19 protein-coding genes are annotated in these 16,739 nt (G+C 61.4%); 9 read left to right on the top strand and 10 right to left on the bottom strand.

The genetic code is table 11. The features are described 5' to 3' along the window. Positions 1 to 8: 8 nt before the first annotated feature. Both CAF77_RS19150 and CAF77_RS19155 read right to left on the bottom strand, forming a co-directional pair. Positions 9 to 965: a putative 2-dehydropantoate 2-reductase gene (locus tag CAF77_RS19150; protein WP_170928974.1), complete on the bottom strand. Its 957-nt coding sequence runs from the start codon at positions 963 to 965 to the stop codon at positions 9 to 11. Continuing rightward, complete coding sequence (locus CAF77_RS19155) at positions 962 to 1,348, bottom strand: co-chaperone YbbN (protein WP_064383315.1); 387 nt, start codon at positions 1,346 to 1,348, stop codon at positions 962 to 964. Before CAF77_RS19155 ends, CAF77_RS19150 begins: the two co-directional genes overlap by 4 nt. Between CAF77_RS19155 and CAF77_RS19160 the strand changes: the two genes are divergently transcribed. Together CAF77_RS19160 and CAF77_RS19165 are read left to right on the top strand one after the other, a co-directional pair. Continuing rightward, positions 1,347 to 1,790 carry a PilZ domain-containing protein gene (locus CAF77_RS19160; RefSeq protein WP_011335308.1) on the top strand — a complete coding sequence of 148 codons (444 nt, stop codon included), beginning with the start codon at positions 1,347 to 1,349 and terminating at the stop codon, positions 1,788 to 1,790. The genes CAF77_RS19155 and CAF77_RS19160 overlap by 2 nt on opposite strands. 130 nt (positions 1,791 to 1,920) lie before the next feature. Further along, positions 1,921 to 2,997 (top strand): 3-deoxy-7-phosphoheptulonate synthase, encoded by a 1,077-nt coding sequence (locus CAF77_RS19165; protein ID WP_007908583.1) that lies wholly within the window; start codon positions 1,921 to 1,923, stop codon positions 2,995 to 2,997. Between the two features lie 68 nt (positions 2,998 to 3,065). On the opposite strand, the gene CAF77_RS19170 is transcribed toward CAF77_RS19165, so the two are convergent. Beyond that, on the bottom strand, positions 3,066 to 3,347 hold the full coding sequence (locus tag CAF77_RS19170; RefSeq protein WP_007955658.1) for a GNAT family N-acetyltransferase: 282 nt from the start codon (positions 3,345 to 3,347) through the stop codon (positions 3,066 to 3,068). A 636-nt stretch (positions 3,348 to 3,983) separates the two neighbouring features. Here CAF77_RS19170 and oprI point away from each other — a divergent pair. After that, positions 3,984 to 4,235 (top strand): outer membrane lipoprotei OprI, encoded by a 252-nt coding sequence (gene oprI / locus CAF77_RS19175; protein ID WP_011335311.1) that lies wholly within the window; start codon positions 3,984 to 3,986, stop codon positions 4,233 to 4,235. A 124-nt stretch (positions 4,236 to 4,359) separates the two neighbouring features. On the opposite strand, the gene CAF77_RS19180 is transcribed toward oprI, so the two are convergent. The 3 genes from CAF77_RS19180 to CAF77_RS19190 form a co-directional block, all read right to left on the bottom strand. After that, a complete protein-coding gene (locus CAF77_RS19180; protein WP_064383316.1) occupies positions 4,360 to 5,331 on the bottom strand; it encodes a L,D-transpeptidase family protein in 972 nt (323 codons plus the stop codon). 149 nt (positions 5,332 to 5,480) lie between these two features. Continuing rightward, complete coding sequence (locus CAF77_RS19185) at positions 5,481 to 5,774, bottom strand: hypothetical protein (protein ID WP_003226812.1); 294 nt, start codon at positions 5,772 to 5,774, stop codon at positions 5,481 to 5,483. A 57-nt stretch (positions 5,775 to 5,831) separates the two neighbouring features. After that, the gene (locus CAF77_RS19190) at positions 5,832 to 6,437 is read right to left on the bottom strand and encodes an arylesterase (RefSeq protein ID WP_011335313.1); all 606 of its coding nucleotides are present in this window, start codon (positions 6,435 to 6,437) and stop codon (positions 5,832 to 5,834) included. Positions 6,438 to 6,447: 10 nt separating this feature from the next. Here CAF77_RS19190 and CAF77_RS19195 point away from each other — a divergent pair, with 10 nt between their 5' ends. Genes CAF77_RS19195 through greB form a run of 3 tightly spaced genes read left to right on the top strand, consistent with a single transcriptional unit; the run spans position 6,448 to position 10,167 of the window. Continuing rightward, complete coding sequence (locus CAF77_RS19195) at positions 6,448 to 7,131, top strand: ABC transporter ATP-binding protein (protein ID WP_064383319.1); 684 nt, start codon at positions 6,448 to 6,450, stop codon at positions 7,129 to 7,131. Further along, positions 7,131 to 9,635 carry an ABC transporter permease gene (locus CAF77_RS19200; RefSeq protein ID WP_064383322.1) on the top strand — a complete coding sequence of 835 codons (2,505 nt, stop codon included), beginning with the start codon at positions 7,131 to 7,133 and terminating at the stop codon, positions 9,633 to 9,635. Before CAF77_RS19195 ends, CAF77_RS19200 begins: the two co-directional genes overlap by 1 nt. Before the next feature lie 34 nt (positions 9,636 to 9,669). Beyond that, positions 9,670 to 10,167 (top strand): transcription elongation factor GreB, encoded by a 498-nt coding sequence (gene greB, locus CAF77_RS19205; protein WP_064383324.1) that lies wholly within the window; start codon positions 9,670 to 9,672, stop codon positions 10,165 to 10,167. Positions 10,168 to 10,170: 3 nt separating this feature from the next. Here the strand turns inward: greB and CAF77_RS19210 are convergent, their stop codons facing one another. The 3 genes from CAF77_RS19210 to CAF77_RS19220 form a co-directional block, all read right to left on the bottom strand. Then, positions 10,171 to 10,479, bottom strand: a complete 309-nt coding sequence (locus CAF77_RS19210; RefSeq protein WP_064383326.1) for a hypothetical protein — start codon at positions 10,477 to 10,479, stop codon at positions 10,171 to 10,173. Positions 10,480 to 10,729: 250 nt separating this feature from the next. After that, complete coding sequence (locus tag CAF77_RS19215) at positions 10,730 to 11,164, bottom strand: DoxX family protein (protein WP_007950955.1); 435 nt, start codon at positions 11,162 to 11,164, stop codon at positions 10,730 to 10,732. 107 nt (positions 11,165 to 11,271) lie between these two features. After that, positions 11,272 to 12,693, bottom strand: a complete 1,422-nt coding sequence (locus tag CAF77_RS19220) for a transglycosylase SLT domain-containing protein (protein ID WP_064383327.1) — start codon at positions 12,691 to 12,693, stop codon at positions 11,272 to 11,274. Positions 12,694 to 12,929: 236 nt separating this feature from the next. On the opposite strand from CAF77_RS19220, the gene CAF77_RS19225 reads away from it, so the two are divergent. The 3 genes from CAF77_RS19225 to CAF77_RS19235 all read left to right on the top strand — a co-directional run bounded on the left by CAF77_RS19225 (position 12,930) and on the right by CAF77_RS19235 (position 15,909). Further along, positions 12,930 to 13,736: a TatD family hydrolase gene (locus tag CAF77_RS19225; RefSeq protein WP_064383329.1), complete on the top strand. Its 807-nt coding sequence runs from the start codon at positions 12,930 to 12,932 to the stop codon at positions 13,734 to 13,736. A gap of 108 nt (positions 13,737 to 13,844) precedes the next feature. After that, positions 13,845 to 15,326 carry a methyl-accepting chemotaxis protein gene (locus CAF77_RS19230; RefSeq protein WP_064383331.1) on the top strand — a complete coding sequence of 494 codons (1,482 nt, stop codon included), beginning with the start codon at positions 13,845 to 13,847 and terminating at the stop codon, positions 15,324 to 15,326. 217 nt (positions 15,327 to 15,543) lie between these two features. Beyond that, entirely contained in the window at positions 15,544 to 15,909 is a 366-nt protein-coding gene (locus CAF77_RS19235; RefSeq protein WP_007950951.1) for an Mpo1-like protein, read from the top strand. A gap of 1 nt (position 15,910) precedes the next feature. On the opposite strand, the gene CAF77_RS19240 is transcribed toward CAF77_RS19235, so the two are convergent. Further along, positions 15,911 to 16,705 (bottom strand): acyl-CoA thioesterase II, encoded by a 795-nt coding sequence (locus CAF77_RS19240; protein WP_064383333.1) that lies wholly within the window; start codon positions 16,703 to 16,705, stop codon positions 15,911 to 15,913. Positions 16,706 to 16,739 lie beyond the last annotated feature (34 nt).

The raw sequence follows: 16,739 nt of genomic DNA on the forward strand, positions 1-16,739 counted from the left end.
CGACCGGTTTAAACGTTGCGCCGGTCGATAAAGCTCAATGTGCGATACAACGATTCGATTCGCGGCAACTCGCAGCCTGCCGCTTTCGCCGCCGCCAAAGGACGAGCGTAGATCGCCTCCAGCTCCAGCGGTCGCTTGTGCAGAAAGTCGTGGTACATGCTCGGCCAATAATCGGGCATTTTCTCGGTCATCATGAACAGGTATTCGGCGTAACCGGGTGGCATGTCGTGGCCGCAGGCCTTGGCGCCCTGCACCACTTCAGCCATCAGCGCCTGAATCAATGCGCGGCTGTCCGTGTCGGCCATCAACGGCGTGGTGCCGGCGCCGAGCAACACCGAAAGGCCGTTGTAGGGAATGTTCCACACCAGTTTCTGCCAGCGCGCCTGATGCAGGTTCGGCATCGCCTGGGAATCAAGACCGGCGGCGCGGAACAGGCTGGCGCCCTCTTCGACGATTGCCATGCGCGCCGCGTCATCCGCTGCCGGGCCGCTGTGATAGCCGACGTTCACTGCGCCCAGCGCCTGGTGGGTGATCTGGCCCGGCCGCTCGCGATGAACGCAAATCAGGCACAAGCCGCCCAGCAAATGCAGGGAATCGGGCAGCAACGCACGCAAACTGTCTTCGACGTCGAGGCCGTTTTGCAGCACCAGCACTTTCGCATCGGGCTTCGCCGCCTGAATGATCGACGGCGCCAGCCCGGCATTGCTGGTGGTCTTGGCGCCGACCAGCAGCCAGTCGCATGGCGGCATGTCTTCCGCTGACGAATAGGCCTGCACCGGGTTCAGCGCCAATGCGCCATGCACAGCACTGTCCACTTGCAAGCCGCGCTCGGCGACTGCGGAAAATTCGCTGCGCAACAGAAAATGCACATCGAACCCGGCCCGGGCCAGCATCACCCCGTAGAACCCTCCGATGGCGCCGGTGCCAATGATCCCCACCACCGGTTTTTTCACTGCTCCCATCACGGCAACTCCTCTGCAATTCGACCCAGCGCCTGCGTCACGGCTGCATTCAGCTCATCGACATTCAGGCGCGTGTGCACAGCCCCAAAGAACTCGCCGTCACGCACCACAAACAGCGCCGGCAAATGAAAGATCTGATAACGCTCGACCAGTCCACCGTTGTCACCGGCATCGATCCAGCACACGCGATCGACAGCCAGATCGAAACCCGGCAACACCTCACGGGCATAGCGGCAACTGGCGCAGCCGACGCTGGTAAAAACCACCAGCGAAACACCGCTCATCGCCAGCAGCCGTTGGTCGGCGTCGAAATCGGTCAGCTGCGATTCGACCACTATACTGGGGGAAACAATGTCAAATGGCCGACACAGGGAGTCTGTGCTCATGGGACGGTTTATTCCTCATCCGGATGATGTGCCCGTTGAATTGACCTTGCTCACACCGGAGTGTATTTCGCGTCAACGGCTGCACACTATCAGCCTCGGCGGCATCGCTTGCAATTACCACCGCGCCTGGCGCCATGGAACCGCCTTGCAGGTTCGTATGCCGACCCTCAATGCCGACATCTGTTATCCGGGCTACGTGGCCTGGTGCCTGCGACGTAAAAAAGGTTATCTGGTGGGCATCGCCTTCACCGACGAACAGACGCTGTTCAGCGCGCGAATGGGTGAGCAGGTGTGTCAGATCGAACGCTATTGCCGACTCAACGACGCCCACGATGACCTCCAGGATATTCAGGCCCTGGCCCTGCAATGGGTCGAACAACACGCCGACGAGTTCTCCCACGACACCGTTCGCAAGGCTTTTGCGCAACCTGTGCTGGACTGAACAGCGACTTGCCCATTGTCTAGCAGGCGTCTAACGCGATAAGGTTCGGCTCCCCGACGCGCTTAAATCCGCTGTGCTCCGCCGCGCGGGGATCGCTGGCGGCCGGCACCCGTGACCTGACGAGTAAACGATGGCTGATTTACCGATCAACGACCTGAACGTCGCTTCCAACGAGACCCTGATCACTCCCGATCAGCTCAAGCGTGATATCCCTCTGAGCGACGCGGCCCTGCGCACCGTCACCAAGGGTCGCGAGGTCATCCGCAACATTCTCGATGGCACCGACCATCGTCTGTTCGTGGTGATCGGCCCCTGCTCGATCCACGACATCAAGGCTGCCCATGAATATGCCGATCGCCTGAAGGTGCTGGCGGCAGAAGTCTCGGACACCCTGTATCTGGTCATGCGCGTGTATTTCGAAAAGCCACGGACCACCGTCGGCTGGAAAGGCCTGATCAACGACCCGTACCTGGATGACTCGTTCAAGATCCAGGACGGTCTGCACATCGGTCGCCAGTTGCTGCTGGACCTGGCCGAGAAAGGCTTGCCGACCGCCACCGAAGCCCTCGACCCGATCTCCCCGCAGTATCTGCAGGACCTGATCAGCTGGTCGGCCATCGGCGCACGGACCACCGAATCCCAGACCCACCGCGAGATGGCTTCCGGCCTGTCCTCGGCGGTCGGCTTCAAGAACGGCACCGACGGCGGCCTGACCGTGGCGATCAACGCCTTGCAGTCGGTTTCCAGCCCGCACCGTTTCCTGGGCATCAACCAGGAAGGGGGCGTTTCGATCGTCACCACCAAGGGCAACGCCTACGGCCACGTGGTGCTGCGCGGCGGCAACGGCAAGCCGAACTACGATTCGGTGAGCGTCGCCTTGTGTGAGCAGGCGCTGAACAAGGCGAAGATCAAGCCGAACATCATGGTCGATTGCAGCCACGCCAACTCCAACAAGGATCCGGCCCTGCAACCGCTGGTGATGGAGAACGTTGCCAACCAGATCCTCGAAGGCAACCAGTCGATTATCGGCCTGATGGTCGAAAGTCACCTGAACTGGGGCTGCCAGGCCATCCCGAAAGACCTCGCCGACCTGCAATACGGCGTGTCGATCACCGATGCCTGCATCGACTGGTCCGCTACCGAAAACACCTTGCGCAGCATGCACGCCAAGCTCAAGGATGTTCTGCCGAAACGTCAGCGCAGTTGACAGCCGTTTCGCAGGCACAAAAAAACGCCGGGCATTGCCCGGCGTTTTTGTGTGTGCGGTGAGGTCAGTCAGATCTTGGCGGTGCGCCGCTGATGACGCTCCATGTAGCGCTCCACGTAGGAGCACGATGGAATGACCGTGTAGCCCATTTCGTCAGCGTACTGCAACGCCCGTTCGGTCAGGGCTGCCGCGATGCCTCGGCCACGCAAGGCGTTGGGCACGAAGGTGCGATAGATATCCAGGGTCTGTTTCCCCAGATCCATATAGGTCAGGTAGGCACGATGACCGTCCACATTGGTCTCGAACTGATGACCAGCCTGGTCATGGTGGATGGACAACGCCTCGCTCATCACTACTCCTCGCGGGTCTCGAATTCTGACCCCTACCTTACCGATGTTTTCCCGGCGAAGGAACATCTACGCCACCCCGTGCCTGATGGACACCGAGAAGAACTGCACCGATCTCGCGCAACCCGAGCACGTATCAAATAGTAGGCACCATTGGCGAAAATGCTCAAGGTACGCTCGTCTTCATGCGGATTGAGAGGCAATTCCAGTGGACTCAGGGCCGGTTCGGGAGACGATCTTCCCGAGCCGGAAGGCTGAACATCGCCGGATGTTGAGACTTAAGACGAGCCCCCTGTTTTAAAGTCACCTCAACATGGACAAAGATATGCGAGGCACTGCGCAGATTCGCAACAAAAGTGTGGACGAATCCATATAGACAGACTTCGGCCACTACCTGCGAAACAGCGCACAGCAACGGGAACTTTTTCTCATTAACTCGCTCATCTCGGGGCTTACAGCTGGATATTTTTTATACAGCCCAGTTAAAAGTTGCTCGAAAAAGAATCAACGCCTACAATTTTTTTTGCTTCTTGCCTTACGTCAGTTTACTTACTACAAGTAATGGGTAGTATGTACGCCGGCTATTTCCTCAATCGGAGGAGACAGCCACTTAATTGAAAGTCCTTGAAGGGGAACACGATGAACAACGTTCTGAAATTCTCTGCTCTGGCTCTGGCCGCAGTTCTGGCTACCGGTTGCAGCAGCGCATCGAAAGAAACCGAAGCACGTCTGACCGCTACTGAAGACGCAGCTGCTCGCGCCCAGGCTCGTGCAGACGAAGCTTACCGTAAAGCTGATGAAGCTCTGGCTGCTGCTCAAAAAGCACAACAGACTGCTGACGAAGCTAACGAGCGTGCTCTGCGCATGCTGGAAAAAGCTAGCCGCAAGTAATAGTCCTTCGGGATTGTTATCAAGCCGACCCGTTTTTTCGGGTCGGCTTTTTTGTGCCTGCAGTTTTCTGCGGGCAATAAAAAACCCGCCACGGCGCAAGCCTCGGCGGGTTTTGTCTTTCAGCTTATTGCTGCAGGTCGATCGGTGCGCTGGAGACCATCGGTGCCGAAGTATTCGGCGTGCCGATTTCGGTTGGCAGGCCATCTTCGGCCGCCACCACATCACGCACCACATCCCAGTTCATACGCAGGTTGTTGGTGATGTCTTCACGCTTGAGCATCGCGTTGATCACGGCGGTGTGCTTGTCGACCACCGACGGGTTGCCCTTGTCATCGATCGGCGTGTGCGCCTCCAGGTAGATCTTGCCGCCACTGCGACCGAACTTGTAGGCGTCGTTGAGAATCCGTACCGAAGTCCCCACCGGAACCATGCTGGCCATTTCCAGCACGTTGTTGTTGAACATGCGGAAGCAACCGTGACTGGTGCGCATGCCGATACCGAACTTCTTGTTCGAGCCGTGGATCAGGTAGCCCGGCGTGCCCAGGGTGAACTTGAACGGCCCCAGCGGGTTGTCCGGACCGGCCGGCACCACGTTCGGCAGCGGATCGCCATCGGCAGCGTGTTCAGCCTTGATCGAAGCTGGCGGCGTCCAGGTAGGATTCGGCGTCTTCGCGGTGATCGTGGTGTGGGCGATCGGCGAGCCCCAGCCTTCGCGACCGATACCCAGCGGGAAGGTGTACACCACGTTCCGGCCTTTCGGGTAGTAGTAGAGGCGATATTCAGCCAGGTTGATCACGATGCCTTCACGCGGGCCCGGCGGCAGAATGAAGCGGGTCGGCAGAACGATTTCGGTGCCGGCGCCCGGCAACCAGGCATCGACGCCCGGGTTGGCCGCGACCATTTCCGAATAACCCAGATCGTAGGTGGTGCCCAGATCGGCAAAGGTATCTTCGTACTTGGCCTTGATCACTTGCACCTGGCCGATGATGTCCTCACCCGGCGGAGGCAGGGGAAACTCCAGTGCGGCAACGGGACCGGCCACACAGAGGGCGGCAAGAGACAGGCAGCGGGTGACGGCAGGAAAACGCGGCAACATCCGGAGAATCCTTCGCAAGATCGACAAGGTCATAAGAACGCGATTGTACACCGCGCCCATGGAATTCGGGGAGATGCGCCGATGGGCTGGCAGAACTCTTCATGATTGAAGCGCCGCAGGCTACGACTGCGATCGGAAGATACTGGCGCTCAAAGCTCGAAACGCAACTCGGGCCAGATCGGCGAGGTGCCACGTTTCTGCGATTCGAGGATCGCCCGGCACAGCGAACACAGGCGCTGGTCCTGAAACACCCGGCGATCGACGCTTGACCAGCGCGGTTGCGCCGGCAGCAGACTGCCGCACAAGGTTCGATCCGCCGAACCACCGAGTTCCAGCTGACGGGTCACCAGATGCACCCGCACTTCCTGGCAGGCGAACAGATCCAGCTGTTCGTCAGGCTCGATCAGTTGGTAGGCGAACAAGGACCAGGCAGGACGCGGCATCGGGGGCTCCAAATAAGGGGGCGCCACATTAGCCGAAAGCCTGCCGCTAGAAAAGCCTCATAACAGCGGTTTTAGCGTCGGCCAGACATTTTCCAGCAACTTGCCCTGAGCCCCGGCCGCCGGGTGCAGACCGTCGGCCTGCATCAAGTCCGGATGCCCGCCCACGCCGTCGAGGAAAAACGGCACCAGCGGGATTTTTTTCTCCTCGGCGAGCTTGCCGTAGACCTCGGCGAAGGCATCGGTGTAGCGCTTGCCGTAATTGGGTGGTAACTGCATGCCGAGCAGCAGCACCTTGGCACCGCTTTGACGGGAGCTGTCGATCATCGAAGCAAGATTTTGTTGCAATTGCGTCGGCGGCATTCCGCGCAGGCCATCGTTGCCGCCCAATTCGAGGATCACCAGTTCCGGCTTGTGCTCTGCAAGCAGCGCCGGCAGCCGCGCCTGGCCCCCGGCACTGGTGTCACCGCTGATGGACGCATTGACCACTTTGTCGTCAAAACCTTCGCTCTTGAGCCGCTGTTCGAGCAACGACACCCACCCCAGCCGGGTATCCAGTCCGAAACCGGCGCTGATACTATCGCCAACGATCAGGACTGTACCCGCCGCTGCGTTCTGGGCCATGCACATCAAGGCCAGGCCAGCACTCAAAAACCACACACGCATCGGATTCTCCATGGGCGCAAGCATTCTCACCGCGAAGAACCTTAGCAAAGTGGTTCCCAGCGCGGAAGGTGAACTGACCATCCTGCACGAACTCAGCCTGGAACTGAACAAGGGCGACAGCCTGGCCATCGTCGGCGCGTCCGGTTCCGGCAAATCCACCCTGCTCGGCCTGCTCGCCGGCCTCGATCTGCCAAGCAGCGGCGAAGTGACGCTCGCCGGGCAAGGACTGAGCCATCTCGACGAAGACCAGCGCGCGCGCATTCGCGCCGAACACGTGGGTTTCGTCTTTCAATCTTTCCAGCTGCTCGACAGTCTCAACGCGCTGGAAAACGTCATGCTGCCGCTGGAGCTCGACGGCCGCAAAGACGCCCGAAGCCGCGCCACTGAGTTACTGCAACGGGTCGGCCTCGGCCAGCGCCTGACTCACTCGCCGCGCCAGCTCTCCGGCGGCGAACAACAGCGTGTCGCCATTGCCCGGGCCTTTGCTGCCGAGCCGGACGTGCTGTTCGCCGACGAACCCACCGGCAACCTCGACAGCCACACCGGCGAGCGCATCAGTGACTTGCTGTTCGAATTGAACAAGGAACGCGGCACCACCCTGGTGCTGGTGACCCACGACGAACGCCTGGCCCATCGTTGCCGGCGTCTGATCCGTCTTGAAGCCGGCCTGTTGGTCGCCCCTCTGGAGCCTTGATGGCACGTCTGCCGCTGTTGCGTCTGTTCAGTCTCGCCCTGCGCCAACTGATGCGCGATGCCCGCGCCGGTGAACTGCGGGTGCTGTTTTTCGCCTTGGTCGTGGCGGTCGCGGCGAGTACCGCGATCGGCTATTTCGGTGCCCGCCTCAACGGCGCGATGATGCTGCGTGCCACCGAGTTTTTAGGCGCCGACCTGTCGCTCGAAGGCAGCTCGCCGGCCCGCCCGGAACAGATCCGGAGCGGCACCGAGCTGCGTCTGGATCATGCGCAGGTGGTGGAGTTTTCCAGCGTCATCGCCACGGACAACGGCATTCAGCTCTCCAGCATCAAAGCGGTCGACCGCGCCTACCCGCTGCGCGGCGAACTGAAAAGCGCCCCCGCCCCCTACGCGACAGAGCAAACCGGTGGTGAGCCGCAGCCCGGTGAAGCCTGGGTCGAAGCACGCCTGCTGACGGCGCTGGACCTGAAGATCGGCGACAGCATCGACGTCGGCATGAAGACGTTGAAACTGACGCGAGTACTCACCTACGAGCCCGATCGCGCCGGTAATTTCTACAGCCTGACGCCACGGGTGCTGATCAACCTCGACGACCTCGCCGCCACCGGCGTGGTGCAACCCGGCAGCCGGGTGAGCTACCGCGAACTGTGGCGCGGCGAGCCGCAAGCGCTGGAAACCTATCGCCAACTGATCAAACCGGGCCTTGCCGCCAACCAGCGGATTCAGGATGCCCGCGACGGCAACCGGCAGATCGGCGGTGCACTGGGCAAGGCCGAACGCTATCTGAACATGGCCAGTCTGGTCGCCGTGCTTCTGGCCGGGGTGGCGGTGGCGTTGTCGGCCAACCGCTTCGCCAGCCGGCGTTTCGATGCCAGCGCACTGCTGCGCTGCCTGGGTTTGTCGCGCCGGGAGACCCTGGTGCTGTTCAGTCTGCAACTGACGGTGCTCGGCCTGCTCGCCAGCCTCAGCGGTGCCCTGCTCGGCTGGCTCGCGCAATTGGGATTGTTCGCGCTGCTGCATGATCTGCTGCCGACCGACGTACCGCCGGGTGGCTTGCTGCCGGCGCTGGCCGGAATCGGTACCGGGCTGGTGGCGCTGGCCGGTTTCGCCCTGCCACCGCTCGCCGCACTGGGCCGCGTGCCGCCGTTGCGGGTCTTGCGCCGGGACATGCTGCCGATTCCATCGAGTACCTGGATGGTCTATGGCGCAGCACTCGGTGCGCTTGGGCTGATCATGTGGCGCCTGAGTCTGGACCTGCTGCTGACGTTCGCCCTGCTCGGCGGCGGTGTGGTCGCCGCGCTGGTGCTCGGCGGCTTGCTGCTGTTGCTGCTGCAAAGCCTGCGTCGTCTGCTGGCGCGCGCGTCATTGCCCTGGCGTCTCGGGTTGGGTCAGTTGTTGCGTCATCCTTTGGCGGCCGCCGGCCAGTCATTGGCCTTCGGGCTGATTCTGCTGTCGATGGCGTTGATCGCCTTGCTGCGTGGCGAACTGCTCGACACCTGGCAAAACCAGCTGCCGAAAAACGCGCCGAACTACTTCGCCCTGAACATCCTGCCGGCCGACAAACAGGCCTTCACCGATCACCTGATCAATGTCTCGGCCCAGGCCGCGCCGTTGTATCCGGTGGTGCCGGGACGGCTGATCAGCATCAATGGCGAAGCGGTGCAGCAGATCGTCAGCAAGGACTCGGCCGGCGACCGCGCCATCCAGCGTGACCTGAGCCTGACATGGGCGGCCGACCTGCCGGCGGGCAACAAGATCACTGCCGGTTCGTGGTGGACCGGCCAACCTTCGGATGACATCCCGGGCGTTTCGGTGGAAGGCAAGGTGGCCGAGAGTCTCAAGCTCAAGCTGGGCGATCACATGATATTCAGCGTGGGCGGGGTCAATCGCGAAGCCAAGGTCACCAGCCTGCGGGAGATCAACTGGGACAACTTCCAGCCGAACTTCTTCATGATCTTCCAGCCCGGCACCCTGAAGGATCTGCCAGCCACCTACCTGACCAGTTTCTATCTGGCGCCCGGTCACGATCAGCAGATTGTCGAGCTGTCGCGAGCGTTCCCGGCGGTGACCATCCTGCAGGTCGAAGCCTTGCTCGAACAGCTGCGCAGCATCCTCGCCCAGGTCACCCTGGCGGTGGAGTATGTGTTGTTGTTTGTGTTGGCGGCGGGGATGGCGGTGCTGTTTTCCGGGTTGCAGGCCACGCTGGATGAACGCATTCGCCAGGGCGCGCTGTTGCGTGCGCTGGGGGCCGAGCGGCAGTTGCTGATCAAGGCACGACGGATCGAGTTCGGCTTGCTCGGCGCGGTCAGCGGATTGCTCGCGGCGATCGGTTCGGAAGTGGTGAGTCTGGTGCTGTATCGCTTCGCCTTCGACCTGCCATGGCACCCCCATCCGTGGTTGCTGCTGTTGCCGTTGATCGGCGCGGCGCTGATTGGTGGTGCCGGTGTGTTCGGCACGCGGCGTGCGCTCAACGCCAGCCCGCTGACAGTGTTGCGCGAGGGTTGATAGACTCCAGCCGTCTTGATCAAAAGAAGTTGCCATGAGCCGTTATCGTCCTCCCCGCACCGCCGGTACCGCGCTGATCACCCCCGAAGGTGAAGCGCGGATGCGTGCCGAACTTCATGAACTGTGGCATGTGCGCCGACCGCAGGTGACGCAATCGGTCAGCGAAGCGGCGGCTCAGGGTGATCGTTCGGAAAATGCCGAGTACACCTACGGCAAAAAGATGCTGCGCGAGATCGACAGCCGCGTGCGCTTTCTCACCAAACGCCTTGAGGCGTTGAAAGTGGTCAGCGAAAAACCCAGTGATCCGAACAAGGTCTATTTCGGCGCGTGGGTGACCATCGAAGACGAGGACGGCAAACAGTCGCGCTATCGCATCGTCGGCCCGGACGAACTGGACCTGAAACTCGGTCTGATCAGCATCGACTCGCCACTGGCCCGCGCCCTGATCGGCAAGGCGCTGGATGCTGAAGTGCGGGTACAGACGCCGACCGGCGAACAGTTCGTCTACATCGTGGCGATCGAGTATCCCTGACGCTCAGCGCCGGGTGATCAGGCCCTGACGTGCGACGCGGGTCAGTTGGCGAATCATTTCCGGCGCTTCCTCAGGGCTCGGAGCCTGAATCACCGCCAGATCGAAACTGTCATCGGCAAAACGCGCCAGCGACTCACCGTCTTCAACGAACTGGATCAGGAATGCGGCAGGACCGCCGCTGCGGCGTGGCCAGCCATCGAGATAACGCAACAGCGTCGGCTGATGTTTGCCGCCAAGCAGGATTTTTGGATTGCGCTGGGTGACGTGTGCCGTGATCGGCGCGGGACGTGCTGGAGGGCGTAGTGCATTCATCGTGTCGTGTCTCTGCCTCAAAAGTCTGCATGGCAGGTGAGAGGCAACACCGAACCAGCGCTTTAGCGGTATTTCGAAGCCCTGTTCCGGCTTCTGACGGCAACTGAAGAAGAGTCACCTGGCGCCCCGCAAGTAGCTGTTTAAATCGGCGCATGAGCGGCATCCTAGAGAACGTGACCGGCCAGTGTCAAGAATCGACCGCAACAAAAAAGGCCCGCACAATGCGGGCCTTTTGCTTGAGCCAGAGCCTTCAACCGGCGATGGCGCGATCCACCGAGAGCTTGCCGGCACCTTCGATCAGCACCGCGAGGCTGCCACCGAGCAGGGCCAGGGCGAACTCGTAACCGTTGTTGGCCATGAACAGACCGTTGCTGATGTGTACGGTGAAGATCGCCACCAGCGACAGGAAGGTCAGACCCAGTGCCGCCGGGCGAACCAGCAGGCCGATGATCAGTGCCAGACCGGCGAAGAACTCGGTACCGCCGGCCAGGGTGGCCATCAGGTAACCCGGGGTCAGGCCGATGCTTTCCATGTATTGCGCGGTGCCGGCCAGGCCATAGCCACCGAACAGGCCGAAGAGTTTCTGCGAGCCGTGGGCGGCGAAGATCACGCCGACGGCAATGCGCAGAATGGTCAGACCGTAGCCGGCGCGGGTGAACAGAACCTTGTTGATCAGAGAGCTCATGTTGCGTTTCCTTGTAATCAGAAGTGTTTGTTGGTTGGCCGCTATATTAATCAGTTATTTTCATGTTAAAAGCGCAGAAATTCCGCCATAACAATCAATTTACTTGATCATTTACGTGAGACAACTTTCTGCCCCCCGGGCTCCAACGACTCCCGCTCCCGGTCGAACGCCAAGTAATACTTGTTCACGCTATTAACATAGCTGACGGCGCCCATTCCCACCTGCTCCATGGCGATGCGCTCGACCTGAAAGAACCACTGGTTGGGATTCAGGCCGCGACGCCGCGCCTCGGCACGCATGCCCTGCACCCGCTCCGGGCCGATGTTGTAAGCGGCCAGGGTGAACGCCATGCGTTCACGCTCGTTGAGCTTGGGGCTGTTGAAGAACTTGCGGCGGATCATCGCCAGGTACTTGGCCCCGGCCTGCACATTCGCATCGAGATTCTGGATATTGTTGACGCCGACTCGCTGTGCCGCCGACGGGGTGATCTGCATCAGCCCGGTCGGGCCGCTGCCACTGCGCGCGCCGGGTTGCAGTGCTGACTCCTTGAACGCCAGCGCCGCCAGGTTGAGCCAGTCCATGTTTTGCGCTTCGGCGTGTTTCTGCAGGGTCGGGCGCAGTTTTTCCAGACGCTGACGGTCAGCCTTGGCCAACGGATAGTGCACTTGATAGAGACGGCGGTAGATCCGCAGAAACGCTGCATCTTCGTTCGACGGCTTTTTGTAGCCGATCAGGAAGCGGTCGATGCTGGCCCGCAACATCGACGCATCACGGCGCACGAACCAGTATTCCTCGCCCGGTTCGCTGATCATCACCTGACGGTCGAAACGCAGCTTGGGCAGGATCTTGCCCCACCGCTCGGCAATCGGTTGCTCGACGATGGTCAGGTGGAAGATCCCGCCCTGAACCATTTCCAGCACATCCTCGACCGCCAGCGTCGGATCGACCCATTCGATCTTGATCGGCGCCAGTTTGTGCAGCGCCAGTTTCTGGTTGAGCTGGCTGACCGCCTCCCCCGCCGCACTGCCGGTGGGCAATGCCAGGGTTTTGCCGGCCAGTTGCTCGACCTTGGTGTAGCGCTTTTCACCCTTGATGCCGACCAGCACCAGCGGCACGTTGCTGGCGATCGGCTCGCTGCTGGCAACCGCGTGGCCCGGTTGCAGCTCGAGCAGTTCGCCCGGCGCCACAAGATCGCCTTCGCCACGCTGCAGCGCGCCGAGCAATTGATCCTTGGCTTTGGGGATGATCTTGAGGGTGATTTCCTGGCCGTCGCGGGCGTGGCCATTGAGGTATTGCTCGAAGGCGCGCAGCCGGTGGTATTCGATGCCGATGGCCTGGCCCTGGACTTCGCCGGAGCTGTTGCGGCTCTGGTTGACCAGCACTCGCAGCACGCGGCTGCTGCGGATTTCGGTCAGGTCGCGAACCTTGGCCGCCGGCACGGCTTGCAGCGGTCCGGGCAGCCGCGCGACCGCCGTCATCGGCAGCAGCAGCGAACCACACAGCAGGAGCAAAACCGAGGGACGAACCATCCACTCTCCGGAAAGAATACGGGGCGTTTTCACCGCCGAGCGGTCGTAAAACACCGACAAAAACAGAGCGCCTGGAGCGCTGATAAAGTGCGAGAGACTGGCACAGTGATGGCAATTCTACCAACCCGGCCTGCCACGCGGCCTCAACAGACAGCCATAAGCCGTTGTAGTTCTTGGCTTTTCTTATAAATCTACAGCTCTGATATGCTTTCCGGCCTTCGGCCCGAGGTAGCACCATGCAACTCATCGATATCGGCGTCAACCTGACCAACCCCAGTTTCGCCGACAAACACCAGGCCGTGCTCGATCGCGCCTACGCTGCCGGGGTCTGCCAACTGGTGCTGACCGGCACCAGCGTCGAGGGCAGCGAACAGGCGCTGGAACTGTGCCAGCAACTGGATCCGGACGGCCAGCGACTGTTTGCCACCGCCGGCATTCACCCGCATTCGGCCAGTGACTGGAACGCCGACAGCGCGCGGCGTCTGCGCAGCCTGCTGCAGGAGTCGAACGTGGTGGCGGTGGGTGAATGCGGACTGGATTTCAACCGTGATTTTTCGCCGCGCCCGCAGCAGGAAAAAGTCCTCGAAGAGCATCTGGCGCTGGCTGCCGAACTGCAACTGCCGGTGTTCCTGCATGAACGTGATGCAAGCCAGCGCCTGCTGGAAATCCTCCGTGACTTCCGCGATCAGTTGCCGGCCGCCGTGGTGCATTGCTTTACCGGCGAACAGAAAGCGCTGTTCAGTTACCTCGACCTGGACCTGCACATCGGCATCACCGGCTGGATCTGCGACGAGCGTCGCGGCACCCATTTGCATCCGCTGGTGAAGGAGATCAAGCGCGGTCGCCTGATGCTCGAAAGCGATGCGCCGTATCTGCTGCCGCGCACACTGCGGCCAAAGCCGAAAAACGGGCGCAACGAACCGGCATATCTGACCGAAGTGCTGCGTGAAGTGGCGTTGCATCGAGGCGAGACCGAAGCAGACCTGGCCACCCACACAACCGCGTGCGCACGGGCGTTCTACGGTTTACCTGACCTGCCCTGAAAGAGGCAGATGCATCGGTTGTTGATGCACATCAAGAACCGGGCACCTGGGTAGCGGCACAATAATGGCACCTTGCCAAAACTGTTTCCGCTATCAGAGAAGACCTCCATGGGTGCCTGGCTTAGCAATATCTCGCTGAAATACAAATTCTGGGCGGTCAACGCGGTCGCCTTTGTCACCACCCTGTTGCTGGTGCTGTACGCCGTACAGCTCGAACAACAGGCCCGCAGCCACGCCGCGCAAACCGCGGCCCAGGCCCAGGCGCAATTGCTGAAAGCCTGGCCGGCCGGACAGGCGCTGCCCAAATCCGATCAGGTGCTGACTTTCAAACGCGGGGAAGCGCCGCGCCTCAACGATCAGCCGCTACTGGAGATTACCGACAGCAGCGGCTGGATCGAGATCAGTCACTTGCCGTTGTTCGGCGAAAATCCGCTGCTCGGCGCCGAAGTCTTCAGCCGTGCCGATGGCCAGCAGGTCGCCGTGATCGCCTACGCCCCCAGCCTCAGCCAGGTCTTCAGCGAGCGCTTCGCCAACTACGCGGTGGCGGTGTTCATCCTGATGCTGGCGATGCTTGGCGCTTCACAGTTGTTGATCCGTTTCCTGCTCAGCCAGCTCAACACGCTCAAGGACGTGATGCTGCATGTAGAGAAAACCGGCGACCTCGCCGCCCGGGTGCCGCTGGCCTGCAAGGATGAAGTCGGTCAGATGGCCAACGCGTTCAATGCGATGCAGGCCGGTTATCAGCGAGTGGTGACCACCGTGGCCAACACTGCCCGACAACTGGACGTCGGCGCGGCGCGACTGGCGTCGAGCATGAACGAAGTCCGTCACGGCATGCTCGGCCAGCAAAGTGAAACCGATCAGGCCGCCACGGCGATCAACGAAATGACCGCGACCGTCTACCACATCGCCCAGCACGCCGGCGCCACTCGCGATCTGTCGCAGACCGCCGATGGCCTGGCTGGCAGCGGCCAGCAAGTGGTGACCCGCGTCCAGCATTCGATTGCCGGCCTGTCCAGCGGCGTGCAGCAGACCGCCGAGATGATCCAGCGTCTGGCCGAGGACAGCCAGAAGATCAACGGCGTGGTCAGCGTGATCCACAGCATCGCCGAACAGACCAATTTGCTGGCACTCAATGCCGCGATCGAAGCGGCCCGTGCCGGGGAGATGGGTCGCGGGTTCGCGGTAGTCGCCGACGAGGTACGCAACCTCGCCAAACGTGTGCAGACCTCCACCGATGAAATCACCACCATGGTCTCGGCGTTGCAGGCTGGCACCCGTGATGCGGTGGACTTCATGCAGGAGAGTTCGTACAAGGCCGACGACTGCGTGCAGCAGGCGCAGGAGGCCGGTGAAGCGCTGGCGGAAATCACCGGAGCGGTAGCGCAAATGCGCGAGAGCAACACGCAAATTGCGGTGGCGGCAGAACAGCAAAGTCAGGTGGCCGAGGAGATGAACCGCGCGGTGGTGAGCATTCGCGACGTGACCGAAAACACCGTGCAACAGACCGTGGATTCGGCGACCACCAGTAACGAGTTAGCGACGCTGGCCGGGGAACTCAACAAGGCGATTGGGCAGTTGAAACTTTAAGGGGCCTCATCGCGGGTAAGCCCGCTCCCACAGTAGACTCAGCGGCGTTCACAATCCCGTGTGGGAGCGGGCTTGCCCGCGATGGCGTCAGCAGAAACAGCATCAAATAAGACCATTGTCCCTATCACTTCAATAGCCAACCTTGATTCGCCGCCCTCACGGCCCCGGCCTATTCTTCAACCATGTACCGAACGAACATGGATCGAGGAGCAGCAACATGGGCAAACGTCACCCCAACCTTCCCGCGTGGCAATGGCGCGCGTACCCGAACAACCATCAGCACCCGACCAATCTGGTGCTGCACCTGATTGCCGTGCCGCTGTTCATCGTCGCGTTTCTGTTGATCGTCTCGGGCGTGTTCAGCCTGAGTCTGGCCAGCGTGGCGATCGGCGTGATCGGCATCATCGCGGCGCTGGGTCTGCAGCGTCACGGCCACAGCCTGGAGGCGCAAGCCTCCGAGCCGTTCAGTGATCGCAAGGACGCCGTCTCGCGTCTGCTGGTCGAGCAGTTCCTGACGTTTCCGCGGTTCTTCCTCAGTGGCGGCTGGTTCCGCGCCTGGCGTGAACGCCATCGCCGCCATTGAGTCAGGCGAAGATCGTCACCGTCTGCCGACTCATGGCAATCAGTTCACCCTCGGCGCTCCACAGCTTGGCGGCGACATGGCCGTAACCGTCAGCCGCATACTCGATGTCCGCCAGGTATTGGCAGAAATCCAGCGTGCTCAAATCGCGTAACGGCTGAACGAATTCGATGGTCCAGGTCAGCGTGCTGCCCGGTGCCGGTTTCTTCAGATACGGCAACAGCGCGGGTGGCCAGGCATCGACCAGCGCCAGCAGGTGCGCTTCGTTGACCGGCTCTTCCTTCACATCCCCACGCAGGCGCACCCAGCCGCCCATCAGCCGCGATTGATTGCCGGTGAACGGCATCCCGCCAACGCTCCAGCGCATCGCCAGATGACGCATGAACTCGGGGGTTACGCCTTTGATGTACGGCAGTTCCTGGCAGTCGTCCCAGTGTTTCATCTCCGGCGCCGGATAGGCTTCCACCGCCACTTCCGACGGCCGCGAAGCCCCGAAGCTGCCTTGCACCATCGTCACCACCTGACCGTTCTGCACCGCGCGCCCCAGCACCTGGCTGACCGCTTTGCCTTCGCGCAGCACCTCGACTTGAAAGCTCACCGGCACTTCGGGCTCGACCGGGCCGACAAAGGTGATCGCCAGCGAACGCACCGGCCGGTCGGCCGGCACTTGGGTGCGCATCACTTCAAATTGCAGCGCAGCCACCAATCCGCCAAAACTGGCCCGGCCCTGCCCCCACTCCGCCGGAATCGTGACCTCCGGTTGACGACGGACAGCATCGATCAGATCGCAAAAGCGCATGGAAACCTCGGATACGAAAAAGGGAATGACCGGA

It is taken from the genome of Pseudomonas sp. R15(2017) (assembly GCF_002112685.1).
In the GTDB taxonomy this organism is placed as follows: domain Bacteria; phylum Pseudomonadota; class Gammaproteobacteria; order Pseudomonadales; family Pseudomonadaceae; genus Aquipseudomonas; species Aquipseudomonas glycinae.